This window comes from Klebsiella sp. H-Nf2, from assembly GCF_002806645.1.
Taxonomy (GTDB): Bacteria; Pseudomonadota; Gammaproteobacteria; order Enterobacterales; family Enterobacteriaceae; genus Klebsiella; species Klebsiella variicola.
In genome coordinates this window covers 1-15541 of sequence record NZ_PIBL01000018.1, presented here as the reverse complement: position 1 = coordinate 15541, position 15541 = coordinate 1, and the positions used below count along the sequence as shown (strand labels likewise).

General features: G+C 56.1%; 15 protein-coding genes and 2 tRNA genes. 5 read left to right on the top strand and 12 right to left on the bottom strand.

The genetic code is table 11. From position 1 onward, the window contains the following. Position 1: 1 nt before the first annotated feature. A complete protein-coding gene (rep, locus tag CWM58_RS26020) occupies positions 2 to 2023 on the bottom strand; it encodes a DNA helicase Rep (RefSeq protein WP_012543251.1) in 2022 nt (673 codons plus the stop codon). Positions 2024 to 2135: 112 nt separating this feature from the next. Here rep and ppiC (CWM58_RS26015) point away from each other — a divergent pair, with 112 nt between their 5' ends. Next, positions 2136 to 2417, top strand: coding sequence for a peptidylprolyl isomerase PpiC (ppiC, locus tag CWM58_RS26015; RefSeq protein ID WP_061156213.1), 282 nt, complete (start codon positions 2136 to 2138; stop codon positions 2415 to 2417). Between the two features lie 51 nt (positions 2418 to 2468). Next, positions 2469 to 2750: a peptidylprolyl isomerase PpiC gene (gene ppiC / locus CWM58_RS26010; protein WP_002883180.1), complete on the top strand. Its 282-nt coding sequence runs from the start codon at positions 2469 to 2471 to the stop codon at positions 2748 to 2750. Positions 2751 to 2952: 202 nt separating this feature from the next. Here the strand turns inward: ppiC (CWM58_RS26010) and ilvC are convergent, their stop codons facing one another. After that, on the bottom strand, positions 2953 to 4428 hold the full coding sequence (gene ilvC / locus CWM58_RS26005; RefSeq protein ID WP_061156214.1) for a ketol-acid reductoisomerase: 1476 nt from the start codon (positions 4426 to 4428) through the stop codon (positions 2953 to 2955). A gap of 154 nt (positions 4429 to 4582) precedes the next feature. Here ilvC and ilvY point away from each other — a divergent pair, with 154 nt between their 5' ends. After that, on the top strand, positions 4583 to 5473 hold the full coding sequence (gene ilvY, locus CWM58_RS26000; protein ID WP_012543253.1) for an HTH-type transcriptional activator IlvY: 891 nt from the start codon (positions 4583 to 4585) through the stop codon (positions 5471 to 5473). Here the strand turns inward: ilvY and ilvA are convergent. The 7 genes from ilvA to ilvL all read right to left on the bottom strand — a co-directional run bounded on the left by ilvA (position 5470) and on the right by ilvL (position 12016). Continuing rightward, positions 5470 to 7014, bottom strand: a complete 1545-nt coding sequence (gene ilvA / locus CWM58_RS25995; protein WP_061156215.1) for a threonine ammonia-lyase, biosynthetic — start codon at positions 7012 to 7014, stop codon at positions 5470 to 5472. The genes ilvY and ilvA overlap by 4 nt on opposite strands. A gap of 2 nt (positions 7015 to 7016) precedes the next feature. Next, positions 7017 to 8867 carry a dihydroxy-acid dehydratase gene (gene ilvD / locus CWM58_RS25990; protein WP_100682125.1) on the bottom strand — a complete coding sequence of 617 codons (1851 nt, stop codon included), beginning with the start codon at positions 8865 to 8867 and terminating at the stop codon, positions 7017 to 7019. A gap of 60 nt (positions 8868 to 8927) precedes the next feature. Next, positions 8928 to 9857 (bottom strand): branched-chain amino acid transaminase, encoded by a 930-nt coding sequence (locus CWM58_RS25985; RefSeq protein WP_008807980.1) that lies wholly within the window; start codon positions 9855 to 9857, stop codon positions 8928 to 8930. A 19-nt stretch (positions 9858 to 9876) separates the two neighbouring features. After that, a complete protein-coding gene (gene ilvM / locus CWM58_RS25980; protein WP_032736936.1) occupies positions 9877 to 10134 on the bottom strand; it encodes an acetolactate synthase 2 small subunit in 258 nt (85 codons plus the stop codon). Continuing rightward, the gene (gene ilvG, locus CWM58_RS25975; RefSeq protein ID WP_100682124.1) at positions 10131 to 11777 is read right to left on the bottom strand and encodes an acetolactate synthase 2 catalytic subunit; all 1647 of its coding nucleotides are present in this window, start codon (positions 11775 to 11777) and stop codon (positions 10131 to 10133) included. Before ilvG ends, ilvM begins: the two co-directional genes overlap by 4 nt. A gap of 2 nt (positions 11778 to 11779) precedes the next feature. Then, on the bottom strand, positions 11780 to 11830 hold the full coding sequence (gene ilvX, locus CWM58_RS29595) for a peptide IlvX (protein ID WP_175426296.1): 51 nt from the start codon (positions 11828 to 11830) through the stop codon (positions 11780 to 11782). Positions 11831 to 11917: 87 nt separating this feature from the next. Continuing rightward, positions 11918 to 12016 (bottom strand): ilv operon leader peptide, encoded by a 99-nt coding sequence (gene ilvL, locus CWM58_RS25970; RefSeq protein WP_001311244.1) that lies wholly within the window; start codon positions 12014 to 12016, stop codon positions 11918 to 11920. Positions 12017 to 12370: 354 nt separating this feature from the next. On the opposite strand from ilvL, the gene CWM58_RS25965 reads away from it, so the two are divergent. After that, a complete protein-coding gene (locus tag CWM58_RS25965; RefSeq protein WP_100682123.1) occupies positions 12371 to 13891 on the top strand; it encodes a YifB family Mg chelatase-like AAA ATPase in 1521 nt (506 codons plus the stop codon). 22 nt (positions 13892 to 13913) lie between these two features. On the opposite strand, the gene CWM58_RS25960 is transcribed toward CWM58_RS25965, so the two are convergent. Beyond that, positions 13914 to 14252 (bottom strand): DUF413 domain-containing protein, encoded by a 339-nt coding sequence (locus tag CWM58_RS25960; RefSeq protein WP_004886877.1) that lies wholly within the window; start codon positions 14250 to 14252, stop codon positions 13914 to 13916. Between the two features lie 118 nt (positions 14253 to 14370). On the opposite strand from CWM58_RS25960, the gene hdfR reads away from it, so the two are divergent. Continuing rightward, a complete protein-coding gene (hdfR, locus tag CWM58_RS25955; protein ID WP_061156219.1) occupies positions 14371 to 15192 on the top strand; it encodes an HTH-type transcriptional regulator HdfR in 822 nt (273 codons plus the stop codon). A gap of 102 nt (positions 15193 to 15294) precedes the next feature. Here hdfR and CWM58_RS25950 read toward each other — a convergent pair. After that, a tRNA-Trp gene (locus CWM58_RS25950) sits at positions 15295 to 15370 on the bottom strand. Between the two features lie 52 nt (positions 15371 to 15422). Beyond that, a tRNA-Asp gene (locus CWM58_RS25945) sits at positions 15423 to 15499 on the bottom strand. Positions 15500 to 15541 lie beyond the last annotated feature (42 nt).

Genomic DNA, 15541 nt, shown 5'->3' with positions numbered 1-15541 from the left:
GTTAGCCTTTTTTCGCCTTCGCCAGCATCGCTTTAATATTCGCGACGTTGGCCTGGCCTTTATGCATACGTTCTTCCGCAGAGATGACTTTTCGCTCCTGCTCCCATATCAGATCGTCCTGCGGGAGCTCGAGCAGGAAACGGCTTGGCTCCGGGCGCACCAGCTCACCATACTGCCGGCGTTCCTTGCACAACGTAAAGGTCAGCTCTTTTTGCGCGCGCGTGATGCCGACGTAAGCCAGTCGCCGTTCTTCATCGACGTTATCTTCATCGATGCTGCTCTGGTGCGGCAGCAATCCCTCTTCCATTCCCACCAGGTAAACATACGGGAACTCCAGCCCTTTTGAGGCATGGAGGGTCATTAGCTGCACCTGATCGAGCTCTTCATCCGATTCGCCACGTTCCATCATATCGCGCAGGGTAAAGCGGGTGACCACCTGCGTCAGGGTCATCGGCTCATCGATTTCGCTACCTTCCAGCATCTCGGTCATCCAGGTAAACAGCTGGTTGACGTTTTTCATCCGCATTTCCGCGGCTTTCGGGCTGGGCGAGGTTTCATACAGCCAGGATTCATAATCAATCCCACGAATCAAATCACGAACGGCGGCAACGGGCTCGCGTTCGGTCAGTTGCTGAATTTCCCGCAGCCAGTGGGTAAAGCGCGTGAGGGATTCGTACCCGCGCCCGGTCAGCGTCTGGCTTAACCCCATGTCAAAGCTGGCGGTGAATAAGCCTTTATTGCGGCTCATCGCCCACTCACCCAGCTTTTGCAATGTCGCCGGACCAATCTCGCGCTTCGGCGTATTAACGATGCGCAGGAAGGCGCTGTCGTCATCCGGATTGGTCAGTACGCGCAGATAGGCCAGCAGGTCTTTAATTTCCGGACGCGAGAAGAACGAGGTGCCGCCGGAGATTTTGTATGGGATGCGGTTCTGCATCAGCATCTTTTCAAAGACCCGCGACTGGTGGTTGCCGCGGTAAAGGATCGCGTAGTCTTTGTAGTTGGTTTTATTAATAAAGTGGTGGGCGATCAGTTCCCCGGCCACGCGCTCCGCTTCATGATCTTCATTGTTGGCGGAGAGTACTTTCAGCTCGGTACCGTAGCCAAGTTCAGAGAACAGCCGCTTTTCAAAGACGTGTGGGTTATTGGCGATCAAAATGTTAGCGGCTTTCAGAATACGCCCGGAGGAGCGGTAGTTCTGTTCTAGCTTGATCACCTGCAGCGCCGGGAAATCCTGGCTGAGCAGCACCAGGTTCTGCGGTCGCGCGCCGCGCCACGAGTAGATCGACTGGTCATCGTCACCCACCACGGTAAAACGCGCGCGCTGTCCCACCAGCAGCTTCACCAGTTCATACTGGCTGGTGTTGGTATCCTGATACTCATCCACCAGCAGGTAACGGATCTTGTTCTGCCAGCGTTCGCGCACCTCTTCATTACGCTGCAGCAGCAGCGTCGGCAACAGGATCAGATCGTCAAAATCGAGGACGTTGCAGGCCTTCATATGGGCATCGTACAGCCCATAGCAGTGCGCGAAGATGCGGTCCCTTTCGCCTTTCGCGCCAGCCGCCGCCTGAGCCGGGGTTTTCAGATCGTTTTTCCAGTTGGAGATCGTCGAGATCAGCTGCTGCAACACCACTTTGTCATCTTCGATCAACCCTTCGGTGAGCTCTTTTAGCAGCGCGACCTGGTCAGTATCATCGAACAAGGAAAAGTTAGATTTCATTCCCAGCGCGGCGTATTCACGTTTGATGATATCCAGGCCCAGGGTGTGGAAGGTGGAGATCATCAGCCCGCGCGCCTCTTTGCGCCCTAGCGTTTGCCCGACGCGCTCTTTCATTTCGCGCGCGGCCTTGTTGGTGAAGGTGACGGCCGCGATATGGCGCGCCTGATAACCGCAGCCGCGGATCAGGTGGGCGATTTTATTCGTAATAACGCGGGTCTTACCGGAACCGGCGCCCGCCAGCACCAGGCACGGTCCGGTAACGAATTCGACGGCTTGTTGTTGGCCAGGGTTTAAACGCATGGGAATATTGCTCAATCTTCGAACGGGGTGTGGATTGTAGCAGAAAGCGAGGCCGAGATTTACCGGCTGATGGTAAAGTGTCAGCCACGCAATTCATCCTGAGGATCTGGTAATGGCAAAAAGCGCAGCGGCCCTGCATATTCTGGTTAAAGAAGAGAAACTGGCGCACGAGATCCTCGCCAAACTGGAACGGGGCATTAGCTTCGATCATCTGGCAAAGCGCTATTCTAAATGTCCGTCGGGGCGCAACGGCGGCGACTTAGGCGAGTTTCAGCAAGGCGCGATGGTCGGCCCGTTTGATCAAGCTGTCTTCAGCTGTCCGCTGCTCAAACCCTATGGCCCGGTGAAAACCAAATTTGGCTACCATATCATCAAGGTGCTGTATCGCCGGTAACGCGTGCTACTATGGCGCCCTGATTTATCCCAACTCAATCAAGGCGCAATCATGGCTAAAACCGCGGCAGCACTGCACATCCTGGTAAAAGAAGAGAAACTGGCACTCGATCTGCTCGAGCAGCTTAAAAACGGTGCCGATTTCGGCAAGCTGGCAAAGAAACACTCCATTTGTCCGTCAGGCAAACGCGGCGGCGATCTGGGTGAGTTCCGTCAGGGCCAGATGGTGCCGGCATTCGATAAAGTGGTCTTCTCCTGCCCTGAGCTGGAGCCGACCGGCCCGCTGCATACTCAGTTCGGTTACCACATCATCAAAGTGCTGTACCGGAAATAATAAAAAACCCGGGGACCTTAATCTCCGGGTTTTTGCCTGATGGCGCTTCGCTTATCAGGCCGACTAAACAAATCCATTCCTCTATGGATTTCGGCTTGCCGGAAGGCGGCAAGGAAGTACATCCCCAGGAACATAGATTCCTATGTGACTGGGGTGTACGTACCGTAGCCAACACATCGGCAAGTCGAAAGACGACGAGGAATTAGCCGGCTACCGCGATACGTTTCATATCGGTCATATAACCGCGCAGTTTCTTACCTACCGCTTCGATAGCGTGGTTACGAATCGCTTCGTTCACGTCACGCAGCTGAGCGTTATCTACCGCGCCTTCAGCAATCGCTTTGCCCAGGTCGCCGGTCTGCAGGGTAGTCATGAACTCTTTCAGCAGCGGTACGCAAGCGTAAGAGAACAGGTAGTTACCGTACTCAGCGGTATCAGAGATAACCACGTTCATTTCATACAGACGCTTACGGGCGATAGTGTTCGCGATCAGCGGCAGCTCGTGCAGTGATTCATAGTAAGCGGACTCTTCGATAATGCCGGAATCAACCATGGTTTCGAACGCCAGCTCAACGCCCGCTTTCACCATCGCGATCATCAGAACGCCTTTATCGAAGTACTCCTGCTCGCCGATTTTGCCTTCATACTGCGGGGCGGTTTCGAAGGCGGTTTTGCCGGTCTCTTCACGCCAGGTCAGCAGTTTCTTATCATCGTTCGCCCAGTCCGCCATCATACCGGAGGAGAATTCGCCGGAGATAATGTCATCCATGTGTTTCTGGAACAGCGGCGCCATGATCTCTTTCAGCTGTTCGGACAGCGCATAAGCGCGCAGTTTCGCCGGATTAGACAGGCGATCCATCATCAGCGTGATGCCGCCTTGTTTCAGCGCTTCGGTGATGGTTTCCCAACCGAACTGAATCAGTTTTTCCGCATAAGCCGGATCGGTACCTTCCGCCACCAGCTTATCGAAGCACAGCAGCGAACCCGCCTGCAGCATGCCGCAGAGGATGGTCTGCTCACCCATCAGGTCAGATTTCACTTCCGCCACGAAGGAGGATTCCAGAACACCCGCACGATGGCCGCCGGTCGCCGCTGCCCAGGCTTTGGCAATGGCCATGCCTTCGCCTTTCGGATCGTTTTCCGGGTGGACGGCGATAAGCGTCGGCACGCCGAAACCGCGTTTGTACTCTTCACGAACTTCGGTACCCGGGCACTTCGGCGCCACCATCACCACGGTGATGTCTTTGCGGATCTGCTCACCCACTTCAACGATGTTGAAGCCGTGGGAGTAACCCAGCGCCGCGCCGTCTTTCATCAGCGGCTGTACGGAACGCACAACGTCAGAGTGCTGTTTGTCCGGCGTCAGGTTAACTACCAGGTCGGCCTGCGGGATCAGCTCTTCATAGGTACCGACTTTGAAGCCGTTTTCGGTCGCTTTACGCCAGGAAGCGCGCTTCTCGGCAATCGCTTCTTTACGCAACGCATAGGAGATATCCAGGCCGGAATCACGCATGTTCAGACCCTGGTTCAGGCCCTGCGCGCCACAGCCGACGATGACTACTTTTTTACCCTGAAGATAGCTTGCGCCATCGGCAAATTCATCGCGCCCCATAAAGCGGCATTTGCCCAGCTGTGCCAGCTGCTGGCGCAGATTCAGTGTGTTGAAGTAGTTAGCCATGGTGATACCTCGTGATGTTGTGTTGTCGTGCTTATTGTTCGGTTCGCTTTTGCGAGAATGAACTTACTATATGACAGGAATTTTATTGCGGAAATTGATATATTCACAACGTCACGTTGCAATTTATGAAATACAAAATCGGGGAGTACGCGCCGTGGATTTACGCGATCTGAAAACCTTTTTGCATCTGGCGGAAAGCCGCCATTTTGGCCGCAGCGCGCGGGCCATGCACGTCAGCCCTTCGACACTTTCGCGCCAAATTCAACGCCTGGAAGAGGACCTCGGCCAGCCGCTGTTCGTGCGTGATAATCGCACGGTGACGCTCACCGAAGCCGGGGAAGAGCTACGCACCTTTGCCCAGCAGACCTTACTGCAGTATCAGCAGCTTCGCCACGCCATCGATCAGCAGGGACCTTCGCTCTCCGGTGAGCTGCATATCTTCTGCTCTGTCACCGCCGCTTATAGCCATCTGCCGCCGATCCTCGACCGCTTTCGCGCCGCGCATCCTTCGGTTGAGATAAAATTATCGACCGGCGACGCCGCTGACGCCATGGAGAAGGTCGTCACCGGCGAAGCCGACCTGGCGATTGCCGGTAAACCAGAGACCCTGCCGGGATCGGTGGCGTTTTCGATGCTGGAGAACCTCGCCGTGGTGTTAATTGCCCCGGCCCTTCCCTGCCCGGTGCGTAACCAGGTGACCGTTGAGCGTCCGGACTGGTCGACAGTGCCGTTTATCATGGCTGACCAGGGGCCGGTACGTCGGCGTATCGAGCTGTGGTTTCGACGGCATAAAATCAGCAACCCGTCGATCTACGCCACCGTCGGGGGCCACGAAGCGATGGTGTCGATGGTCGCCCTCGGCTGCGGCGTGGCGCTGCTACCGGAGGTAGTACTGGAAAACAGCCCGGAACCAGTACGCAACCGGGTGATGATTCTGGAGCGCAGCGATGAGCAAACCCCGTTTGAGCTGGGCGTTTGCGCACAAAAAAAGCGGCTGCATGAGCCGCTTATTGATGCTTTCTGGAAAATACTGCCTAACCACTAGCCCGCGAGAAAAAAGCGGAATGCCGGGTTATGGGTTTCGTCGTGGCACTCATAGCCCAGCTCGTTAAGACGGGTTTCAAAGTCCGGCTCGTGCTCGCCCAGCTCGAAGGCCGCTAACACCCGACCATAGTCGGTGCCGTGGCTACGGTAGTGGAACAGCGAAATATTCCAGTGGGTGCCAAGGGTGTGCAGGAACTTCAGCAGCGCCCCCGGCGATTCAGGGAACTCGAAGCTGAACAGACGTTCCTGCAGCGCTTTTGACGGCCGGCCGCCGACCATATAGCGCACATGCAGCTTGGCCATTTCGTCATCGGAAAGGTCAACGACACTGTAGCCGCCGTCGTTCAGTAACTGGAGGATCTCTTTCCGCTCCTCCAGCCCGCGACTCAGGCGCACCCCGACAAAAATGCAGGCGTCTTTGGCATCGGCAAAGCGGTAGTTGAACTCCGTCACCGAGCGCCCGCCCAGCAGCTGGCAAAACTTCAGAAAGCTGCCCTTCTCTTCCGGGATCGTCACCGCCAGCAGCGCTTCGCGTTGTTCCCCGAGCTCGCAGCGCTCAGACACGTAGCGCAGGCCGTGGAAGTTAACGTTGGCCCCGGACAGGATATGAGCCAGTCGCTCGCCGCGAATATTGTGCTGGGCGACATATTTCTTCATCCCCGCCAACGCCAGCGCGCCGGAAGGCTCCGCCACCGCCCGCACATCTTCGAACAGATCTTTCATCGCCGCGCAAATAGCGTCGCTGTCGACGGTGATGATGTCGTCCAGATACTCCTGGCACAAACGGAAGGTTTCATCGCCGATGCGTTTGACCGCCACGCCTTCAGCAAACAAACCGACGCGCGGCAGATCCACCGGATGACCGGCATCCAGCGCCGCTTTCAGACATGCCGAGTCTTCCGCTTCTACCGCTATCACTTTAATCTGCGGCATCAGCTGCTTGATCAGCACCGCCACGCCCGCCGCCAGACCGCCGCCGCCCACCGGAACGAACACACGATCGATGTGGGCATCCTGCTGCAGCAGCTCCAGCGCCAAGGTTCCCTGACCGGCGATCACCATCGGGTGATCGAACGGCGGCACCCAGGTAAAGCCCTGCTGCTGCGCCAGCTCAATCGCTCTCGCCTTCGCTTCGTCAAAGTTGGCGCCATGCAGCAGCACTTCGCCGCCAAAGCCGCGAACGGCATCGACTTTGATATCCGCGGTCGCCACCGGCATCACGATCAGCGCCTTAACCCCAAGCCGGGAGGCTGAGAAAGCCACTCCCTGCGCATGGTTGCCTGCCGATGCCGTGATCACCCCATTCGATTTCTGTTCCGCCGTCAGGCTGGACATCATCGCGTAGGCGCCGCGCAGCTTAAAGCTGTGTACCGGCTGGCGATCTTCGCGTTTGACCAGAATAACGTTATCCAGCCGCGAAGAGAGCTTGTCCATTTTTTGCAGCGGCGTTTTCTGCACCGCTTCATAAACCGGCGCGCGCAGCACTGCTCTCAGGTATTCGGCGCCCTCAGGGGCACCGGACAGGGGTTGTGAGTCCGCCATAATTAGCCACCCAGTTTTGATTTATCGCGTACCGCGCCTTTGTCGGCGCTGGTCGCGAGGCTGGCATAAGCGCGCAGCGCAAAGGAGACCTGGCGCTCGCGGTCTTTCGGCGTCCACGCCTTATCGCCACGCGCTTCCTGTGCTTCGCGACGGGCGGCGATTTCTGCATCGCTCAGCTGCAGCTGGATACCGCGGTTCGGGATATCGATAGCAATCATGTCGCCATCTTCGATAATCGCAATGTTGCCGCCGCTCGCCGCTTCCGGCGATACGTGGCCGATGGAAAGCCCGGAGGTGCCGCCGGAGAAACGACCATCGGTGATCAGCGCGCACGCTTTACCAAGCCCCATAGACTTCAGGAAGGTGGTCGGATAGAGCATCTCCTGCATCCCCGGCCCGCCTTTCGGCCCTTCATAGCGGATAACCACGACGTCGCCTGCCACCACTTTGCCGCCGAGGATGGCATCAACCGCTTCGTCCTGGCTTTCATAAACTTTCGCCGGGCCGGTAAATTTCAGGATGCTATCGTCCACACCGGCGGTTTTGACAATACAGCCGTTTTCGGCAAAGTTACCGTACAGGACCGCCAGGCCACCGTCTTTACTGTAGGCATGTTCCAGAGAACGGATACATCCCTCGGCGCGATCGTCATCCAGGGTATCCCAGCGGCAATCCTGCGAGAACGCCTGGGTGGTACGGATCCCCGCCGGGCCGGCGCGGAACATTTTTTTCACCGCGTCGTCCTGGGTCAGCATCACATCGTACTGTTCCAGGGTCTGCGGCAGCGTCAGGCCAAGGACGTTTTTGACATCGCGGTTGAGTAAACCGGCGCGGTCCAGTTCGCCCAGAATGCCCAGCACGCCACCGGCGCGGTGCACGTCTTCCATATGGTATTTCTGCGTACTCGGCGCCACTTTACACAGCTGCGGGACCTTGCGGGACAGTTTGTCGATATCGCTCATGGTGAAGTCGATTTCGGCTTCCTGCGCCGCCGCCAGCAGGTGCAGAACGGTGTTGGTTGAACCGCCCATCGCGATATCGAGGGTCATGGCGTTTTCAAATGCCGCCTTGCTGGCGATATTGCGCGGCAAGGCGGAAGCATCATCCTGCTCGTAGTAGCGTTTGGTCAGCCCTACGATACGTTTACCGGCGTTCAGGAACAGCTCCTTACGATCGGCGTGGGTCGCCAGCAGCGAGCCGTTACCCGGCTGTGACAGGCCCAGCGCTTCGGTCAGGCAGTTCATGGAGTTCGCTGTGAACATCCCGGAACAGGAGCCGCAGGTCGGACAAGCAGAACGTTCCACCTGGTTACTCTGTTCGTCGGACACTTTCGGATCCGCCCCCTGGATCATCGCATCCACCAGGTCGAGCTTGATGATTTTATCTGACAGCTTGGTCTTCCCGGCTTCCATTGGACCGCCGGAAACAAAGATCACCGGAATGTTCAGGCGCAGAGAGGCCATCAGCATCCCCGGGGTGATTTTGTCGCAGTTGGAGATACAGACCATGGCATCGGCGCAGTGGGCATTAACCATGTACTCGACCGAGTCGGCGATAAGCTCACGGGATGGCAGTGAATAGAGCATACCCCCGTGGCCCATGGCGATGCCATCATCCACCGCGATGGTGTTAAATTCTTTGGCGACACCGCCTGCCGCTTCAATCTGCTCGGCAACCAGTTTGCCGAGATCGCGCAGGTGCACGTGCCCGGGGACAAACTGGGTAAAGGAGTTGACGACGGCGATAATCGGTTTGCCGAAATCGGCATCGGTCATTCCGGTTGCGCGCCACAACGCGCGGGCGCCCGCCATGTTGCGGCCATGTGTGGTGGTGGCGGAACGGTACTTAGGCATGCTCTTTTTACTCCCATCTCTGTTTATTAAATGGGACGGTGCGTGCCGTCCCATTTTTAATTACTTACTTACCGGATCCAACCAGCCCCATTTATCTTCTGTTTCACCGGTGAAGAGGCCAAAGAAGGCTTCCTGAATGCGTTTGGTCACCGGCCCGCGGCGACCTGCGCCGACCTGGATGCCGTCAACGCTGCGTACCGGGGTGATTTCTGCCGCGGTGCCGGACATGAACACTTCATCCGCGAGGTACAGCGATTCACGGGACAGCACCTGCTCGCGCACTTCGATGCCAAGATCTTTCGCCAGCTTGATGATCGCGTCGCGGGTAATGCCCGGTAGCGCGGAAGAGGTAAACGGCGGAGTAAACAGCACGCCATCTTTTACCTCAAACAGGTTTTCGCCTGCACCTTCAGAGATATAGCCGTTAACATCCAGCGCGATACCTTCCTGATAACCGTGACGACGCGCTTCACTGCCGACCAGCAGAGAGGAGAGATAGTTGCCGCCCGCTTTCGCCGCGGTTGGGATGGTGTTCGGCGCCGCGCGGTTCCAGGAAGAAACCATCGCATCGATCCCCTGCTCCAGCGCTTCTGCGCCGAGGTAGGCTCCCCACGGGAACGCCGCGATGATAACGTCGGTTTTGTAACCGTCCGGCGGGTTAACGCCCATGCCAACATCGCCAACAAACACCAGCGGACGAATATAAGCGCTGGTCAGTTTATTGGTACGGATAACTTCGCGGCAGGCTTCCATCAGCTCATCAACACTCTGCGAGACCGGGAAACGATAAATTTTGGCTGAGTCATGCAGACGCTGCATATGTTCGCGATGACGGAACACCACCGGGCCTTTGTGCGAGTCGTAGCAGCGGATGCCTTCGAATACCGAAGTACCGTAGTGCAACGCATGGGACATGACGTGCACTTTCGCCTCGCCCCATGGGGTCATCTCGCCATTGAACCAAATGTAATCAGCTTTCTTCGTCGTCATTTTTTTTATTCCTCTGCGCTCAGGCGCGGATTTGTTGTGATGTGGGTTGCTGGATCTCGACGCAGGCAACGTCGACCAGTTTACTTAATTGGCTAAACAGTAATTCGACGGGCCGCGGGCTGGCAACGGTCAATTCGATATTTATATTTTGCGCATCTGGCGCGGTTTCCATGTTCATTGAGCAGATTTGAAAACCACGGTGGCGGACCACGCGCAGCACGCGCTCTAAGGTTTCCGGATTGAAACGCGCCTGCAAAGCGACCTGATGTTGCTTCATGATAATTTCTCCAGCATTTCTGCATTACTGGCGCCGGGCGGCACCAACGGCCAGACATTCTCAAGTTCGTCGATTGAGACATGAAGCAGGTATGGCCCCTGGCTCGAAAGCATGGTGTCGAGTGCCGCTTCAACCTGGTCTTTACGGGTGATGTGTTGGCCAGGAATACCGAAGGCGCTGGCCAGCGTGAGGAAATCAGGGTTATCAGTCAGAGTGGTTTCGCTATAACGTTCCTGGAAAAACAGCTGCTGCCATTGTCGAACCATCCCTAACCGCTGGTTGTCGAGTAACACGATCTTCAACGGTAACTGCTTGCGTTTGACGGTGCCCAGCTCCTGCACGTTCATCATGAAGGAACCGTCACCGGAGATACAGATCACCGTATCATCCGGGCGCGCCACCTGGGCGCCAACAGCGGCCGGCAGGCCAAAGCCCATCGTGCCTAAGCCGCTGGAGGTGATAAAGTTTTCCGGGCGGGTATAGGTCATATGTTGAGCCGACCACATCTGGTGCTGGCCAACGTCGGTTGTCACAACGCTGTCCGCCGGCTTACGGTCGGAAAGCTGCTTCAGCAGCAGCGGCGCGTAGATCGCCTCGCCGGGATGATCGTAACGCCAGGCGTGCTCGGTACGCAGTGCGGCATTATGCTCGCGCCAGGCATCGATAGCTAACGGCTGCTGCAGCGCCGGCAGCAAGCGGTTCAGATCGCCGGTCAGACCGATGTGCGCCTGACGCAGCTTGTTCAGTTCAGCCGGATCGATGTCCATGTGGATCACTTTGGCATGCGGAGCGAAGGTATTGAGCTTACCGGTCACACGGTCGTCAAAGCGCGCGCCGACAGCGATCAGCAGATCGCACTCCTGTACCGCCATGTTGGCCGCCTTAGTGCCGTGCATGCCCAGCATACCGAGATAATACGGATAATCTGCGGCCACCACGCCCAACCCTTTCAGCGTGCAGGTTGCCGGCATTCGGGTCACCGCCAGGAATTCACGCAAAGCCGGTACCGCCTGCGCCATACCCACCCCACCGCCAACATACAGCATCGGTTTCTGTGCCTGAGCCAGCATCTGCAGAGCCTGAGCAACCTCCGCCTGCGGGAACGCCATCTCATCGTCGACGGTAGAGAAATGAGGATCAAGCTCGCCCTGCGCCATCTGAATATCTTTAGGGATATCAACCAGCACCGGGCCCGGACGGCCTGAGTTTGCCACCTGGAAAGCTTCAGCGATAACCCGCGGCAGCTCATCCAGAGACTGCACGAGGAAACTGTGCTTAGTACAGGCCAGTGACAAACCGAGAACGTCTACTTCCTGGAACGCATCCGTGCCGATGAAGGGAGCGGCCACCTGGCCGGTGATAGCGACAATGGGGATGGAATCAAGCAGGGCGTCCGCCAGGCCAGTGATCAGGTTGGTCGCGCCCGGGCCGGACGTCGCTATGCACACCCCGGTTTTCCCGGTCGCTCGCGCATAGCCAATGGCCGCCATGGCTGCCCCTTGCTCATGCCGACACAGCAGGTGCTCCACGCCGCCGTCATACAGTGCATCGTAAACCGGCATAATTGCGCCACCCGGATAGCCAAAAACTGTGTCGACTCCCTGTGTCCGCAAAGCATGTACCACCCACTGCGCGCCATTCATAGTTAGTTCCCCGTCATAAATCGGGAGAAACAGAATTTTATGCTAAAAGTCATCATCTGCTCCTCGCTTAGGTTATTTCAGTTATAAAAAAACCCCCGGACCTTTCGGTGCGGGGGTCTTAGTTCGTTAAGGCTTGATTCTTAAGCCTTTCCTCGTCCAAGTGCAGCCCCGCACGGTGGGATAATAATCACCACCACGCTAATCACGACCAGGCTAATCACTCGTAGAAGGGCTGTCATTTTCTGTACTTTCTGGCTTCTTGTTCGAAGGAATACCTAAAGAGGTACCACAGACATCACATAAAACACAAGATTTTTTTATATTTTCGTTTCTGAGCAGCCTAACAGTTTCAGGAAAAATAATTGTTTTATATGAAGAAAATCAGAAATGAAAAAAATTCAGTTTTCTTTCACGCTGTACGCTCAGCGCCAATCTCTGTTTCGGACGCACCACGTTTTTCGATCACGTTTCCATTTTCGGCTAAATGTAACGAGATGGCGTGAAAATAATGGATTTCTGCTTCTAACTTCGTGTTATTGCCGCTGCTGTTTCACGGCAGGCTCGTCATAATCCGTCTCTGTCCAGGAGGTTTTATGTCGCTCGCCATCGTTTACACACGCGCGGCGCTCGGTATCGAAGCGCCATTGATTACTATCGAGGTTCATCTCAGCAGCGGTCTGCCTGGCTTGACCATGGTCGGACTACCGGAGACCACCGTGAAAGAGGCCCGCGACCGGGTACGCAGCGCCTTGATCAACAGCGGCTACGCTTTCCCTGCGAAGAAAATAACCATTAACCTGGCACCCGCGGATCTGCCTAAAGAAGGTGGACGATACGACCTTCCCATCGCTCTCGCACTTCTCGTCGCCTCAGAGCAGCTCAACACTACCCGATTGAATCAATATGAGTTTGTGGGCGAACTCGCCCTTACAGGCGGCTTACGCGGCGTTCCTGGGGCGATCCCCAGCGCAATGGAAGCCATTAAAGCCGGCCGGCGCATTGTCGTCTCCTCTGACAATGCGGCTGAGGTGGGTCTGATCGGCGGCAGCGATTGCCTGGTCGCCGACCATCTGCAGCAGGTGTGCGCGTTTCTCGCGGGGCAAGCATCGCTTTCACCGCCTCTCGCCGAAGTGCCCGCCGTTGATGAACGCTGCGAAGATCTGCGAGATGTTATCGGCCAGCAACAGGGCAAACGGGCGCTGGAGATTGTGGCGGCCGGTGGCCACAACCTGCTCCTGATTGGCCCACCAGGCACCGGCAAAACCATGCTTGCCAGCCGGCTCCCCGGCCTTTTGCCGCCATTAAGCAATCAGGAAGCGCTGGAGAGCACGGCCATTCAAAGTCTGGTCAACCTCCACACCGCAAAGACCCGGTGGCGTCAGAGGCCGTTCCGCGCCCCTCACCATAGCGCCTCGCTGGCGGCGATGGTGGGCGGGGGCTCAATACCTGCCCCAGGCGAGATTTCACTGGCCCATAATGGCGTGCTATTTCTTGATGAGCTACCGGAGTTTGAGCGGCGGGTGCTGGATGCGCTACGTGAGCCCATTGAGTCAGGCAAGATCCACATATCACGATCGCGCGCCAAAATTGACTATCCGGCGCGCTTTCAGCTTATTGCAGCAATGAACCCAAGCCCGACCGGGCATTATCAGGGCAAACATAATCGCGCGTCGCCTGAGCAGACATTGCGCTACCTTGGGCGCCTGTCTGGCCCTTTTCTCGACCGCTTCGATCTCTCCTTAGAGATCCCGCTGCCACCGCCGGGGATACTGAGCCAGGGCATACGAGGTGAAGAATCGAGTACGACAGTCCGTCAGCGTGTGCTGGCGGCGCGTGAACGTCAAATGCTCAGGCAAAATAAGCTGAATGCGCATCTTGAGAATCGTGAAATGAAGAGCTGCTGCCACTTGCGGCAGGATGATGCTGTCTGGCTGGAACAGACGCTAACTCACCTGGGGCTTTCTATACGGGCCTGGCAGCGTCTGTTAAAAGTGGCAAGAACCATTGCCGATCTGGCAGAGGCTGAAGAGATTGAACGCCACCATTTGCAGGAGGCGCTTAGCTATCGGGCAATAGATCGGATGCTTAGCCATCTGCAAAAAATGATGGCGTAAAAAAAGGGCTTACGCCCTTTTCTTAGTCATCGCTTTCGGTGTAATCGTCAGCGCCTTCCATCTGCGGTTTGCCGCCGGAAAGAGTATGGAAACGCTTCGGCCGCTTAATGCGTGCCATATACTTAATCCATACGCGTTCTGCTTCCGTTACCGGTTCACGTTCACCACGGCACACCGAGACAAATTGTTTTTCATCATCGGTAACAGGTTCGCGTTTACCCAGTTCCAGTTCGTTAAAGGCATAACCATGACGTTCCAGCAGTTGCGCCTCTTTGATGGTGAAATCACCATGACGGGAGAACCCGCGTGGATAATTTTTATTGTCGAAAAAACGATTAGTCGTCGTAAAGCTTTCCGCCATCCTACACGCTCCTGATTCTTTGGCCGAGCTATTTATGGCGCGGAGTATTAGTTACGCTTGACAGAGCGTCAAACAAAACATTTAAATCATGACGACAAATAATTTTGTGGAGAACGGTGTGGATACGGAATTGCTCAAGACTTTCCTGGAAGTGAGCAGAACTCGTCACTTTGGGCGGGCAGCAGAGGCACTTTACCTGACGCAGTCAGCGGTCAGCTTTCGTATTCGTCAGCTGGAGAATCAACTTGGCGTGAACCTGTTCACCCGCCATCGTAATAACATTCGTCTGACGACCGCCGGAGAAAAGCTCCTGCCCTACGCCGAAACGTTGATGAACACCTGGCAGGCCGCGCGCAAGGAGGTCGCTCACTCTTCGCGACATAACGAATTCTCCATCGGTGCCAGCGCGTCGCTTTGGGAATGTCTGCTGAACGGCTGGCTGGGGACTCTCTACAAAGATCCCTATAACCTGCAATTCGAGGCGCGGATCGCCCAACGTCAGTCATTAGTTAAACAGTTGCATGAACGCCAGCTCGATCTCCTGATCACAACTGAATCACCGAAGATGGATGAATTAAGCTGTCAGTTGCTGGGTAATTTCACCCTGGCGCTCTATTGTGCCGCCCCAGGGAAAAATAAGAATGATTTGAACTACCTGCGTCTGGAATGGGGGCCGGATTTTCAGCAAAACGAAGTGGGGCTGATTGGTAGCGATGATGTGCCACTGTTGACAACGAGCTCCGCGGAACTGGCCTATCAGCAACTCAGTACCTTGAATGGCTGTACCTGGTTACCCGTCAGTTGGGCGCAGCAGAAAAGCGGTCTACATACGGTGACCGATAGCGCGACACTCTCACGTCCTCTGTATGCCATTTGGCTACAAAATAGCGATAAACAAGCGCATATTCGCGAGATCCTGAAAAGCAGCATACTGGAATAAAGATCTGACTCCATGGATGGAGTGACCAAAACGGGGTGAAGGCAGAGGAATGGACGAAATGACAAACAAAAAAAATCCTTTGCCGAAGCAAAGGATTATATATGGCAGGGGCGGAGAGACTCGAACTCGCGACACCCGGTTTTGGAGACCGGTGCTCTACCAACTGAGCTACGCCCCTAAATCTTTCTCGCTATTAAGCCCGCTAATATAGCAGGCTTAATTTTAATAAGTGGCGGAACGGACGGGACTCGAACCCGCGACCCCCTGCGTGACAGGCAGGTATTCTAACCGACTGAACTACCGCTCCACCGAATTTCTTCGCTTTATTACCACCGGTTGTCACCCCGGC